Below are 13,325 nucleotides of genomic sequence, written 5' to 3'. Positions count from 1 at the left end.
ATCGACGCGCCCCCCGAACAAGAATCTAGCATCACCCGAATCGCCGACGCACGCGAAAAATGTGGTTGGGCGCCGGTTTGACCATTAATTTTTCAATACCCGTTCCTGAATGCCGCAATCATACGCTGGATCATGCTGCCGCCGCTGACCCGATGGACGGTCTGTGCGGACGGCACGATCGAACGCAGATCGATGGGATCCGACGCCGCATAATGGATCAGCCCCGCCAGCGTGGCGAAGGCCGGGCCGCTATGCGCTTCGGGCAGGCCGGCCAGCCCGCGCGGGCGGCCGACGCGTACCGACTGGCCGAGCAGCCCTTGCGCATAATCCGCAATCCCCTTCATTTCCGCGCCGCCGCCGGTGAGCACGATCTGCCGGCTGACGGGCCCGGTGAAACCGAGAGCCTTCAAGGTCGCGCCGATCTCGCCCATCCAGCGTTCAAGCTGCTGGCGGATGATCGCGATCAGCTGCGCCCGGGTGATCCGCATCGGATCGGCCCCATCCTGCGCGCCCGAAACCGGCACGATATCGATCATGTCGTGATTGTCGCGCGGGGACGTCATCGCCGATCCGTAAAAGGTCTTCAACCGCTCCGCGTCGAAGCGACGGGTGCCGAGCGCCGAGGCGATATTGTCGGTGATGTCGGCCGCGCCCATCGGCAGCGACGCCAGCCCGACGAGCATCCCGCCGGCGAACAGCGAGACGTTGGTGACGCCCGCCCCCATCTCGACCAGCGCGACGCCGAGATCGCGCTCCTCGTCCGACAGCACGGCCATGCCCGCCGCGATCGGCGAAGCGACGATCGACTTCACCGCCAGATGCGCAGACCGCACGCAGAGATCGACATTGCGCACCGGCGAGGCTTCGGCCGCGACGACATGGATGTCGACGCCCAGCCGGTCGGCATGGAGGCCGAGCGGCGTGCGCGTGCCCTTCAGCCCGTCGAGCGTATAGAGCGTCGGCTGGGCATGGAGGACCATGCGGCCTTCGGGATCGATGGCGTTGCGCCCGGCGTTCAGCAGTGCATCGATATCCTGCTGTTCGATGCGATGGCCGCCAAGATCGACCTCGACCGCGGCGAGCTTGCTGACCAGCCCGCCGGCCGAGAAGCTGACCCAAACTTCCTCGATATTGGTGCGCGCGATGCGTTCGGCCTGTTCCACCGCCTCGCGGATCGCGGCTTCGGTGCGCTCCATGTCGGCGACATAGCCGTGGCGCACGCCCTTGCTCTCGCGCTGCCCGGTGCCGAGCACCTGGATCTCGCCGCCGCCCTCCGGCACCTCGGCGATGAGCGCGCAGACCTTGGAGGAACCGATGTCCAGCGCGGTGATCAGATTGTCTCGGGCCTGCGCCATGATCCTGTGTTCCCCCCGAAAAATTCCCTAGATGCTTCGTGCTTCGCTTGTCGTGGCCGGTGGGCTTTCGCCCCCTTCTTCCCGCTGCACCGCGGGCCGGGCCGTTGCCGCCGCCTGGTCCGTGGCGGCCCGTGGCGCCGGCCGGACGATGATCCGCCCCGGGTTACGCATGTCGAAGCGCAGCATCCCCTGCCCCAATAGCCGCATATTGCCGTCGCGATCGGCGAAATCGGCCAGCGCCGCCTTCGCCTGCCCCTCGCCTTCGGGCAGCGACAGCGTTTCGCCCGAACGGAAGCGGATATCCCAGCGGCGATCGCCCACCCAGCTCGCGCCGTCGAGCATCGGCTTCAGCTGGGGCGAGGCCTGCAACAGGCGATCGAGCGCCGCGACCTGATAATTGGCATTGGGGCCGATCAGGATCGGCAGATCGGGCAAGGGCGTGCCGCTCAGCCGGAGCTGTTCGATCACCCGGCCATCGGCATCGATCAGGTGCAGCCGCTGGCGGTGTTGCCAGATCGCCGCCGGCTCGCGCTCCACGATGTCGATCACCAGCGTATCGGGCAGGCGCCGCGACACCCGCGCATCCTTCACCCAGCCCTGCTGGAGCAGCCGGCCACGGATTTCACCGATATCGACCAGCGGCATGGCCAGCGCCTGCGCGGAAAAAGCGGCGTCTTCCACCGGCGCGCGGTCCATCCGGTCGATCCCGGTGATCTCCACCTTCTTCACCGCGAAGCCGGCCTTGCCGATGCCTTCGCCCAGTTCGGTGCCGATCATCTGCGGCAGCCGCATGGCGAGCACGCCCGCAACGACGCCACCAACCAGCAGCGCCGCCAGCGCATAATTGGCGCCGCGCCGCACGGCGGTCGCCACCGGAGGCGGCAACGAGGCGAGCAGGCTCTTGTGGACGGCCGGCTTCCGCGCGCGGCCCTTGGGGGCTGCACGCTTGCGCGGCTGGGCGCCGCGACGGATGGTAGCGCGGTCGTCCCCCCGGCTCACATCGCCTCCTCTACGATCCGCTGAACCAGCTCGGCATAGCTCATGCCCAGATAGCGCGCCTGTTCGGGCACGAGGCTGAGCGGCGTCATGCCCGGCTGGGTGTTGACTTCCAGCAAATAGAGCCCGGCTTCGCCCTGTTCGTCATCCCAGCGGAAATCGGACCGCGACGTGCCCTTGCAGCCGAGCAGCTGGTGCGCCTTCAGCGCCATCGCCTTGGCGGCTTCGGCGATCGCGGGCGGAATCTCGGCCGGGCAGACATGCACCGTCATCCCGTCGGTATATTTGGCGTCATAATCGTAAAAGCCGCTCTTGGGCTTGAGCTCGGTAACGGCGAGCGCCTGTTCGCCCAGCACCGCCACCGTCAATTCGCGTCCCTTGATGAAGGGTTCGGCGAGAAGCTGGTCGAAATGCTGCCACGGCCCTTCGCTGTCGCGCGCGATGGGCTGGCCATAATTGCCGTTCGCGGTGACGATCGCGACACCGACCGACGAGCCTTCATTGACCGGCTTGAGCACGAACGGGCGCGGCATCGGATCGGCGGCATAGAGGCTTTCGGACGCGACGATCACGCCTTCGGGCATGCGCACGCCATGCGGCACCAGCTCGTTCTTGGTGAGCTGCTTGTCGATCGCGATCACCGAGGTGGCGAGGCCGCTATGGGTATATTTCAGGCCCATGATGTCGAGCAGGCCCTGGATCGTGCCGTCCTCGCCCGGCGTGCCATGGAGCGCGTTGAACACCACGTCCGGCTTCGCCTCATGGAGTTTCAGCGCGACATCGCGGTCCATGTCGATCCGCGTCACCTTGTGGCCCAGCGATTCCAGCGCATCGGCCACGCCCGCGCCCGACGTCAGCGACACGTCGCGCTCGGCCGACCAGCCGCCCATCAGCACCGCGACATGGAGGGGCTTCACACTCATTTCGCCACTCCCACGCGCTGAATTTCCCATTCCAAAGTCACGCCCGATTGCGCCTTCACCTTGTCCCGCACCTCCTCGCCCAGCGCCTCGATCTCGGCGGACGAGGCATTTCCAAGGTTGAGCAGGAAGTTACAATGCTTTTCGGAAACCTGCGCGTCACCCTTGCGCAGGCCCCGGCACCCCGCCGCGTCGACCAGCGCCCAGGCCTTGTGGCCCGGCGGGTTCTTGAAGGTCGATCCGCCGGTCTTGGAACGCAGTGGCTGCGAAGCCTCGCGCTCGGCCGAAATCCGGTCCATCTCCGCCTGGATCGCCGCCGGATCGGCTTTATGCCCGCGAAAAGTGGCGCTGACGACGATCGCGCCTTCGGGCAGGTTCGAATGGCGATAGGTATAGCCGAGATCTGCCAGCGCCAGCGTCTTGCGTTCGCCTGAGCGCAGGACGACATCGCATTCGACCAGAACGTCCTTCACCTCGCGGCCATAAGCGCCGCCGTTCATGCGGACAAAGCCGCCGACCGTGCCGGGGATCGAGCGCAGGAATTCGACCCCGCCGATCCCGGCATCGCGCGCCGAGGAGGAGACGAGGATGCCGCTCGCCCCGCCACCGCAGCGCAGCATCGTCGCGTCCACCTGCTCCACCTTGCCGAACGCCTTGCCCAACCGGACGACCACGCCCGGCACGCCGCCGTCGCGCACGATCATGTTGGAGCCGAGGCCGAGCCCCATCACCGGCACCGCCGGATCGAGCGCGGCGAGGAAGCTCGCCAGATCGTCCACGTCCTTCGGTTCGAACAGCCATTCGGCCGCGCCACCGCTTTTGAACCAGACGAGCGGCGCCAGCGGCGCGGCTGCCGTCAGCTTGCCGCGCACGGCCGGCATGCCGTCCGCCGGATGGGCCAGCGCCGCGTTCACTTGATCCCCCACAGGCGGAACCAGCTCTTCCACATATCCAGCCCGGCTTCGGCCGCCTTCGTTGCGGCCGTCTGCGCCGCAGCCGCGCCTGCTCCCGCCCGGAACGCCTTTTGCGCGGCGTCGAGCTGGGCCCGATGCAGCTTCAGCATCTCCTCCTGAAAGTCGACCCAGGCGGTGAAGGGTTCCATCAGCTAGCGGTCTCCCGCACGCGGGCGATGCCATCGGCCAGGCCCGCCGCCCATTTGGTGATGTCGCCCGCGCCAAGGCAGATCACCATGTCGCCCGGCTGGGCGACGGTGGCGAGTTCGGCGGCGAGCGCATCGGCGCCGGCGATCGTCTGCGCGGCGCGGTGCCCGCGATCCTTGAGGCCCTTGACCAGCGCGGCGGCGTCCACGCCGTCGATCGGCTGTTCGCCGGCGGCATAAACGGGCGCGACATAGACCATGTCGGCGTCGTTGAACGCCTGCTGGAACTCATCCATCAGATCGCGCAGGCGGGTGAAGCGATGCGGCTGGGCGACCGCGATCACGCGGCCCTCCACGCCTTCGCGCGCGGCCGACAGCACCGCCCGGATTTCCACCGGGTGATGGGCATAATCGTCGATCACGGTCACGCCATCCAGCTCGCCCACCTTGGTGAAGCGGCGCTTCACCCCGCCAAACTTGCCGAAACCGGTGCGGATCACATCATCGGGCACGCCCATTTCGATCGCCACGCCGATCGCGGCCAGCGCGTTCTGGACATTGTGGCGGCCGGGCATCGGCAACTCGATCCCCTCGATCGAACGGGTCGATCCATCGCGGTTGCGGATGATCGCTTCGAAGCGGTTGCCGCCCGGGATCGGCGTGACGTTGACGCCGCGCACATCGGCCTGCGCCGAGAAGCCGTAGGTGACGACACGGCGATCGCGCACGCGCGGGATCAGCGCCTGCACTTCCGGGTGATCGAGACAGAGCAGAGCCGCGCCGTAGAAGGGCACATTTTCGACGAATTCGAGGAAGGCATCCTTCACCGCGTCGAACGAGCCATAATGGTCGAGATGCTCGGGATCGATATTGGTGACGACCGCGATCGTGCCGTCGAGGCGCAGGAAGCTGCCGTCGCTTTCGTCGGCTTCCACCACCATCCAGTCCGACGCACCGAGCCGGGCGTTCGAGCCATAACTGTTGATGATCCCGCCGTTGATAACGGTGGGATCGACGCCGCCGGCATCGAGGAGTGCCGCGACCATTGAGGTGGTCGTCGTCTTGCCGTGCGTGCCGGCCACCGCGACCGTCGATTTCAGGCGCATCAGTTCGGCCAGCATCTCGGCCCGGCGGACGACGGGGATGCGACGTTCCAACGCCAGTTCCACCTCGGGATTGCCGCGCTTGATCGCGGTCGAGGTGACGACGACGGCGGCATCGCCCAGGTTTTCCGCCTTGTGGCCGATGGCGACGGCAATGCCGCGCTTGCGCAGGCCTTCGACGACATAGCTTTCCGCCACGTCGGAACCCTGCACCTTATAGCCCAGATTGTGCATCACCTCGGCAATGCCCGACATGCCGATGCCGCCGATGCCGATGAAATGGATGGTGCCGATATCCTTGGCGACGCCCTTCACGCAAATGCCTCCCGGCCGCCTCTCGACGGCGAAATTTCGGCCGGCTGAACCGGCAATGGATCCATGATCGGCGTCCGCCCCAGGCTTTCGACGAGGTCGGCGAGCGCGGCGGCCGCATCCGGCCGGCCGCAGCCCCAGGCGCGCCGCGCCGCGTTCTGCAACGAACCGGGCTCCAAAGCCAGCTTCTGCATCTGCTTGGCAAGCTCGATGGGGGTAAAATTGCGCTGGGCGATCGCGCGCGCGCCACCGGCCTCGTGCAGTTCGCGGGCATTGGCGGTCTGGTGATCGTCCATCGCCGATGGCAGCGGCACCAATATGGCCGGCCGCCCCGCGACCGTCAGTTCGGCGATGGTGGACGCCCCGGCCCGCGCGATCACCAGATGCGACCAGGCCAGCCGTTCGGGCATGTCGGGCATGTAAGTCGCCAGATCAGCCGGGATTTCGAGCGACGCATATTTGGCGCGCACGGCTTCGATATCCTCGGCCCGGCACTGCTGCGTCACCTGCAGGCGGCGGCGGAAATTGGGGGGCAGCAGGCCCAGTGCCTCGGGCACCACCTCCGACAGAACCGACGCGCCCTGGCTGCCGCCGGTGACGAGCAGGCGGAACACGCCGTCCTCGGTCAGCGGCGGGAAGGGCTGATCGCGCAGCGCCAGCACCTCGTTCCGCACCGGATTGCCGACAAGGTGCGTCTTGCCTTCAAACTTGGGCTGGAGCCGTTCGACCACAGGATAAGCGGTGGCGATCGCATCCACCTTGCGCGCGAGCAGGCGGTTGACCCGGCCCAGCACGGCATTCTGCTCGTGCACGGCGGTCGGCACCTTCTCCTTGAAGGCGGCAAGCATCGAGGGCAGCGCCGGATAGCCGCCGAAGCCGATCACCGCAGACGGTTCGAACGCATCATAAAGACGGCGCGCCATCTCCCGCCCGGCGCGGATCGACCGCCAGGCGCGGATCCAGCCGAGCGGACCGCCGGCGGCACGGCCGGCCGGCAGGATATGGGTCTGCGCGCCTTCGAACAGGCCGGGAATCTTGGCGCCGCGTTCATCGGTGACGAGCGCAACGCGATGGCCCCGGCGCATCAGCTCGGTGGCCAGCGCATGCGCCGGAATCATGTGGCCGCCGGTGCCGCCGGCGGCGAGGACGAAGTGACGGGTCACGGCCACGGAAGGACACTCATTTGCCGCTCCATGTAACGACATAGGGCGATCGTTTCAGGAAGGGATTGCGCTTGGTGAAGGCGAGCAGCAGGCCGAAGCCCATCGAAACCGCCAGCAGCGACGAACCGCCATAGCTGATGAACGGCAGCGTCATCCCCTTGGAAGGCACGAGCTGGACGTTGACCGCCATGTTGATCACCGCCTGCAGGCCGAACTGGATCGCCAGCCCGGAAGCCGCGAGGATGACGAACTGGTCCTCCTCGTCCAGCAGTTTCAGGAACACGCGGACCATGATCGCCAGATAGATGATCGCGATGACGATGCACGAGATCAGCCCGAACTCCTCGCCGATGACGGAGAAGATATAGTCGTTATGGGCTTCGGGCAGGCGGAATTTCTGGACGCCGCCGCCCGGCCCGAGGCCGACCATGCCGCCATTGGTGATCGTCGCATAGCCGACATCGACATGATAGGTGTCGCCCGTGCCGGTCATGAACTCGATCACGCGGTTGCGGCCGTTTTCGTAGAAGACGAAGGCCAGCGCCAGCAGGCCCACACCCGCCCCGCCGAGCATCATCAGGAAGCGCATCTGCACGCCCGAAATGACGAGCAGGGCGGCCCATACCGCGCAGAAGATCACGGTCTGACCGAAATCGGGCTGCTTCATCAGCAGGGCCGCGATCACCGCGACCAGCAGGCCGGTCAGCGGCACCACCGGCAGGCTGCGATCCTGCGCGCGCAGCGAAAGCATCCACGCGATGGCGACGACGAAGAAGGGCTTCAGGAACTCCGACGGCTGGAAGCGGAAGGGATCGACGCCCAGCCAGCGGACGGCGCCGTTCACTTCCGTGCCCGCGATCGGCACCAGCATCAGGCACAGGCCGAAAAAGGCGGCAGCGGCCAACGACAGGCGCTTGGCCAGGCCCTGCGGCAGCATCGACACGCCGATCATCAGCGGCACGCCCAGCCCTGCCCAGATGATCTGGCGCCAGAAATAATGGAGCGTCGGCACATGATCCTTGGCGGCGGCCGACGGCGACGCGGCGGCAACCGCGATCAGCCCGATGCCGATGAGCATCGCGACCAGCAGCAGGAGGACGCGGTCGATCTCCCAGAACCAGGTCGCGTACCAGCTACGGTCGGCACGGCCGAGCCGCACCACCTGCGAAGGCTTCTGGCGATAGACCGTCGACCCCGTCATCCAAGCGCCTCCACGGCCGCGCGGAAGGCATCGCCCCGTGCTTCGAAATCCCGGAACTGATCGAACGACGCACAGGCTGGCGACAGCATCACCACCTCGCCCGGCTTCGCGGCGGCGGCGGCATCCTTCACCGCCTGTTCCAGCGTCACGCTCTCCGTCACCGGCTTGCCGGCGACGCGCAGGATATTGGCGAACAGCGGCCCGGCCTCGCCAATCGTGTAGGCCGCGACGACATGGCCGTAATGCGGGGCGCAGGCGTCCAGCTCGTCGCTCTTGGGCAGGCCGCCGAGGATCCAGTGGACCTTGGGATATGCGGCGAGCGCCGGCGCGGTCGACATCGCGTTGGTCGCCTTGCTGTCGTTGACGAACAGCACGCCGTTGCGTTCTCCCACCCGTTCCATGCGGTGCGGCAGACCGGGATAGCTGGCGATCGCCTGATCGATGACATTGCCGGGAACGCCGAGCAGCATCGCCACATTAGCCGCAGCAACCACGTTCTGGGCATTGTGCGGTCCCTGCAATGCGGGCCAGCCGGCCTGATCACCGGCCTGCGCGCGGCCGAAACGGAAGGTGCGAGGCTTGCCGATCCGTTCGACCGTGCGGGCAATCTCGCGACCGGTTTCATCGTCGACACCGATGAATGCGGTGCCATTGCTGTTCTGCATGCCGAACAGGCGCGTCTTCGAAGCGGCATAGCCACCGAAATCAGGATAGCGATCGAGATGATCCGGCGACACGTTGAGCAGCACCGCGATGTCGCAGGCGAGGCTGTAGGTCAGATCGATCTGGTAGCTCGACAGTTCGAGCACATAGACGCCCATGCCCGCATCGTTCGGGGCCAGCGGATCACGGCTCAGGATCGGCAGGCCGATATTGCCGCCCATCAGCGTCGGCAGGCCGGCGACTTCGAGGATATGCTTGATCAGCGCCGTCGTGGTCGATTTGCCGTTGGTGCCGGTGATGCCGACCACCTTGTGCGGCGGCAGCGTCGGCCGGGCGAGCGCGAACAATTCGATATCGCCGATCAGCGGCACGCCGGCATCCGCCGTCTTCTGGCGGATCGGGTGGCGGATGATCGGTACGCCGGGCGAAACCACCACGCCGTCGAAGCCCGTGAGGTCGATCTCCAGCGGATCGGCGAGGGTGACGCGATCCGCCACCTTGGCGCGCGCCTCTTCCTTCTCGTCCCACGCGACGACTTCGGCGCCGCTGGCGAGCAGCGCGTCGACCGTCGCCAGCCCCGACCGGGCGAGGCCGAGGACCGCATATTTCTTACCGGCAAAGACGGAACTGGTGATCATCTGAGCTTCAACGTTGCAAGGCCGGCCAGCGCCAGCACGAAGGAGATGATCCAGAAACGGATCACCACGGTCGGCTCCGACCATCCCAATTGTTCGAAATGGTGATGGATCGGCGCCATGCGGAACACGCGCTTGCCCGTGCGCTTGTAATAATAGACCTGGATGATGACGGACACCGCTTCGAGCACGAAGAGGCCGCCGACAATCGCCAGCACGATTTCGTGGTGGGTCACCACCGCCAGCGCACCCAGCGCACCGCCCAGGGCCAGACTGCCCGTATCGCCCATGAACACCGCCGCCGGCGGCGCGTTGAACCACAGGAAGGCAAGCCCGGCGCCGACGATGCAGGCGGTGAGGATGATGAGATCGCCCGCGCCCGGCACATGCGGAATGCCGAGATAGGTGGCGAACTTCACGTTGCCGACCATGTAGGCGATGACGAAGAAAGCAAGGCTGGCGATGATCACCGGCATGGTGGCCAGCCCGTCCAGGCCGTCCGTCAGGTTCACGGCATTGCCCGCGCCGACGATCACGAAGGCGGCGAACAGCACGTAGAACGGGCCGAGATCGATCACCGGGCCGTTATAGAAGGGCACGTATAATTCGGTGCCGTTGCCCGAAACGATCAGCCAGCTGGCGATGCCGGCGATGGCGAATTCGGCCGCCAGCCGCACCTTCCCCGAAACGCCCTTGTGGCTGCGCTTCTTCACCTTGTCATAATCGTCGAGGAAGCCGATCAGGCCGAAACCGAGCGTCACGAAGATGCAGGCCCAGACATAGCGGTTAGACAAATCCATCCACAACAGCATCGAGATGGTGATCGCGGTCAGGATCATCAGCCCGCCCATGGTGGGCGTGCCCACCTTGGCGAGGTGCGTCTGCGGGCCGTCGGTGCGAATCGGCTGGCCCTTGCCCTGCCGCACACGCAGCCAGCCGATGAACTTCGGGCCGATGATCAGGCCGATCAGCAGCGCCGTGATCGCGGCGGCGCCGGCACGGAAGGTCAGATAACGGATGAGGTTGAGAACGCCCGGAAAATCGAGCTGGTCGGCGATCAGGTAGAGCATGGCATTTTCCCGGCCGCAACCGCCCCCGAACCGAGATGCTCGACAAGACGGGCGAGCCCGATGGCGTTGGACCCTTTAATCAGAACCGCATCACCGGCCTGAATGACGCTTTCAAGGCGTTCCAGCGCGGCCGCGGCGTCGGGCACATGCGCGAAATCCATGCGGCCCTCAAGCTCATTCGCAAGCGCCGCCATTTCCGGCCCGACCAGCAGCGCGAAATCGACGCCGGCCCGCTGTAGCGGCTGCGCCAGACCCGCATGATAAAGCGGCGATTTTCCGCCCAGTTCGCGCATGTCGCCCAGCACGACGATGCGGCGATCGGCCTTTTCCTCGCCAAGCAGCGCGATCGTCGCCGCCATCGAGGCGGGGTTGGCGTTGTAGCTTTCGTCGATGACCAGCGCCTCGCCGCCTTCCACCGGCGCCAGCACGCGACGGCCACGCCCGGCGAGCCCCGCCATATCGGCAAGCGCAAGGCCCGCGGCAGCCAGATCGCCACCGACGGCGTGGACGGCGGCGATCACCGCCATCGCGTTCGACACCCAATGATCCCCCGGCGGGGCCAGCGTGAAGGTGAGTTCGGCATCCGGCAGCGTCGCCGCGATCAGCGTGCCGCGCGGGCCGCGCAACGCTTCGCGCGCGCGAATATCGGCGCCCTCGCCACGCCCGAAGGTCCAGATGCGATCGGCATGGCCGCGCGCGGCGGCGATCAGCCGGTCGCGATGCGGGCTATCGAACGGGATGATCGCCGTGCCGCCGGGCTCCAGCCCCTGGAAGATCTCGCCCTTGGCGTCCGCGATCGCCTCCTCGCCGGCGAAGAAGGCACTGTGCGCCGGCGCGATCGCGGTGACGATCGCCACCTGCGGACGGACCAGCCGGGTGAGCGCCGCCAGTTCGCCGGCCGCGCTCATCCCCATTTCGAACACGCCATAGCGCGTGTCCGCCGGCATCCGCGCCAGGCTGAGCGGGACGCCGACATGGTTGTTGTAGCTCTTCAGCGAACGATGGGCCTGCCCCGGCGTCGCGCGGTCGAAACAGGCGAACAGGGCTTCCTTGGTGCCCGTCTTGCCGACCGATCCGGTGACGCCGATGATCGCGGCCTGCGTGCGGGCGCGGCTGGCCTTGCCCAGCGCGTCGAGCGCGGCGGCGGTATCGGCAACCAGAATATGCGGCCCGGCCACCGGCTGGCTAACGATCGCACCCGCCGCCCCGGCCGCGAACGCCTTGTCGGCAAAGCGATGGCCATCGGTGGTTTCGCCCTTCATCGCGACGAACAGGTCGCCGGGGCCGACCTCGCGGCTGTCGAAGGCGACGCCATTGGCGGAAAAATCGCCGAACACCTCGCCATCCGCGGCGGCGGCGATGTCGAACGCGGTCCAGAGCGGGCTGCGGCTCACGCGGCGCACTCCCGCGCGACGGTCACATCGTCGAACGGCAGCACGCGATCGCCGACGATCTGGCCCTGTTCATGCCCCTTGCCGGCGATCAGCACGATATCGTCGGCACCCGCCTCGGCAATCGCCGCCGCAATCGCCTCGCGCCGGCCGCCGATCTCGATCGCGCCCGGCGCACCGGCCAGCACGTCGCGACGGATCGCGGCGGGATCCTCGCTGCGGGGATTGTCGTCGGTCACGATCACATGGTCGGACAGGCGGACCGCCACTTCGCCCATTTGCGGGCGCTTGCCGGTATCGCGGTCGCCGCCGGCGCCAAATACCGTGATCAGCCGGCCCTTGGCATGCGGCTTGAGCGCGAGGATCGCGGCTTCCAGCCCATCGGGCGTGTGGGCGTAATCAACATAGACCGGCGCCCCGCTGCGGGTGATGACCGCGCGTTCGAGCCGCCCGCGCACCGGCTGCACCCGGCCGAGCCCGGCCAGCGCATCCTCCAGCCGGCCGCCCGTGGCCAGCACGAGGCCGAGCGCGGTGAGCGCGTTTGCCGCCTGATAGGCGCCGATCAGCGGCAGTTTCACGACATGGCGCTGCCCGTCGATTTCCAGCGCCAGCGTCTGGCCGAGATGGGTGGGCGTGCGCTCGACAAGACGGACCGCCTCGCCTGCGGCACCGACATCAATGATCCTGAGGCCGCGTTCGCGCGCGATCTCGATCACGCGGGCCGACGCGGTATCGTCGGCCCATATGACCGCCGTGCCGCCTTGGTCGACGACCTCGCTGAACAGGCGCAGCTTCGCCTCGAGATAGGCCTCCATCGTGCCGTGATAATCGAGATGATCGCGGCTCAAATTGGTGAAGGCGGCGGCCTGCACCGGCAGCCCTTCGGTGCGGAATTGCGACAGGCCGTGGCTCGATGCCTCGAAGGCGACATGCGTCACGCCTTCGCGCCGCAGGCCCGCGACGTTGGACAGGAAGGTGGCGACATCGGGGGTGGTGAGCCCGGTCGAAACCTGATCTTCCGCCGTGGTGACGCCAAGCGTGCCGATCGACGCGGCATGGTGGCCGGCAAGCCGCCACAGCTGGCGGGTCAGTTCCACGGTCGATGTTTTGCCGTTGGTGCCCGTCACCGCGACCACCGTTTCGGGGAAGGGCGCGAAGAAGCGGGCGGCCAGGCGGGCGAAGGCGCGGCGCGGTTCGGCATCGGCGATATGCACAGCGCCCGTCACCGTCGCTTCCGGCCGCGCGACGACGGCCACCGCCCCCGCCGCGATCGCCGCCGGAATGAAATCCTCGCCATTGAAGCGCGTGCCGGTGAACGCCCCGAACACCGTGCCGGGGGCAACCTTGCGGTGATCGATGGCAAACCCGGTCACGGCCGGGCCGCCTTCTTCCCCGGTCAACGCGCCAAGCCGCATAT

12 protein-coding genes are annotated in these 13,325 nt (G+C 67.2%); all 12 read right to left on the bottom strand.

The features are described from left to right. Positions 1–92 precede the first annotated feature (92 nt). From ftsA to CHB74_RS03305, 12 genes are read right to left on the bottom strand one after another with little or no spacing between them, the layout of a single operon-like run. The gene (ftsA, locus tag CHB74_RS03360) at positions 93–1,355 is read right to left on the bottom strand and encodes a cell division protein FtsA (RefSeq protein ID WP_089218194.1); all 1,263 of its coding nucleotides are present in this window, start codon (positions 1,353–1,355) and stop codon (positions 93–95) included. A 27-nt stretch (positions 1,356–1,382) separates the two neighbouring features. After that, the gene (locus CHB74_RS03355; RefSeq protein WP_089218193.1) at positions 1,383–2,354 is read right to left on the bottom strand and encodes a cell division protein FtsQ/DivIB; all 972 of its coding nucleotides are present in this window, start codon (positions 2,352–2,354) and stop codon (positions 1,383–1,385) included. Continuing rightward, positions 2,351–3,274 carry a D-alanine--D-alanine ligase gene (locus tag CHB74_RS03350; RefSeq protein ID WP_089218192.1) on the bottom strand — a complete coding sequence of 308 codons (924 nt, stop codon included), beginning with the start codon at positions 3,272–3,274 and terminating at the stop codon, positions 2,351–2,353. Before CHB74_RS03350 ends, CHB74_RS03355 begins: the two co-directional genes overlap by 4 nt. Beyond that, positions 3,271–4,152 carry a UDP-N-acetylmuramate dehydrogenase gene (gene murB, locus CHB74_RS03345; protein WP_089218305.1) on the bottom strand — a complete coding sequence of 294 codons (882 nt, stop codon included), beginning with the start codon at positions 4,150–4,152 and terminating at the stop codon, positions 3,271–3,273. Before murB ends, CHB74_RS03350 begins: the two co-directional genes overlap by 4 nt. Positions 4,153–4,181: 29 nt before the next feature. After that, the gene (locus CHB74_RS03340; protein ID WP_089218191.1) at positions 4,182–4,373 is read right to left on the bottom strand and encodes a hypothetical protein; all 192 of its coding nucleotides are present in this window, start codon (positions 4,371–4,373) and stop codon (positions 4,182–4,184) included. Further along, positions 4,373–5,788, bottom strand: a complete 1,416-nt coding sequence (gene murC / locus CHB74_RS03335) for a UDP-N-acetylmuramate--L-alanine ligase (protein ID WP_089218190.1) — start codon at positions 5,786–5,788, stop codon at positions 4,373–4,375. Before murC ends, CHB74_RS03340 begins: the two co-directional genes overlap by 1 nt. After that, complete coding sequence (gene murG / locus CHB74_RS03330; protein WP_089218189.1) at positions 5,785–6,954, bottom strand: undecaprenyldiphospho-muramoylpentapeptide beta-N-acetylglucosaminyltransferase; 1,170 nt, start codon at positions 6,952–6,954, stop codon at positions 5,785–5,787. Before murG ends, murC begins: the two co-directional genes overlap by 4 nt. A gap of 10 nt (positions 6,955–6,964) precedes the next feature. Continuing rightward, entirely contained in the window at positions 6,965–8,149 is a 1,185-nt protein-coding gene (locus CHB74_RS03325; protein WP_089218188.1) for an FtsW/RodA/SpoVE family cell cycle protein, read from the bottom strand. Next, complete coding sequence (gene murD, locus CHB74_RS03320; RefSeq protein ID WP_089218187.1) at positions 8,146–9,450, bottom strand: UDP-N-acetylmuramoyl-L-alanine--D-glutamate ligase; 1,305 nt, start codon at positions 9,448–9,450, stop codon at positions 8,146–8,148. Before murD ends, CHB74_RS03325 begins: the two co-directional genes overlap by 4 nt. Continuing rightward, on the bottom strand, positions 9,447–10,517 hold the full coding sequence (gene mraY, locus CHB74_RS03315; protein ID WP_089218186.1) for a phospho-N-acetylmuramoyl-pentapeptide-transferase: 1,071 nt from the start codon (positions 10,515–10,517) through the stop codon (positions 9,447–9,449). The genes murD and mraY overlap by 4 nt, the downstream gene beginning before the upstream one ends. Beyond that, the gene (locus CHB74_RS03310; protein WP_089218304.1) at positions 10,505–11,911 is read right to left on the bottom strand and encodes a UDP-N-acetylmuramoyl-tripeptide--D-alanyl-D-alanine ligase; all 1,407 of its coding nucleotides are present in this window, start codon (positions 11,909–11,911) and stop codon (positions 10,505–10,507) included. Before CHB74_RS03310 ends, mraY begins: the two co-directional genes overlap by 13 nt. Beyond that, the gene (locus CHB74_RS03305) at positions 11,908–13,323 is read right to left on the bottom strand and encodes a UDP-N-acetylmuramoyl-L-alanyl-D-glutamate--2,6-diaminopimelate ligase (RefSeq protein WP_089218185.1); all 1,416 of its coding nucleotides are present in this window, start codon (positions 13,321–13,323) and stop codon (positions 11,908–11,910) included. The genes CHB74_RS03310 and CHB74_RS03305 overlap by 4 nt, the downstream gene beginning before the upstream one ends. Positions 13,324–13,325: the final 2 nt, after the last annotated feature.

It is taken from the genome of Edaphosphingomonas laterariae (assembly GCF_900188165.1).
GTDB lineage: Bacteria > Pseudomonadota > Alphaproteobacteria > Sphingomonadales > Sphingomonadaceae > Sphingomonas_E > Sphingomonas_E laterariae.
Note: the sequence above shows the minus strand (reverse complement) of the source record. Positions and strands in the feature narration are given on the sequence as shown.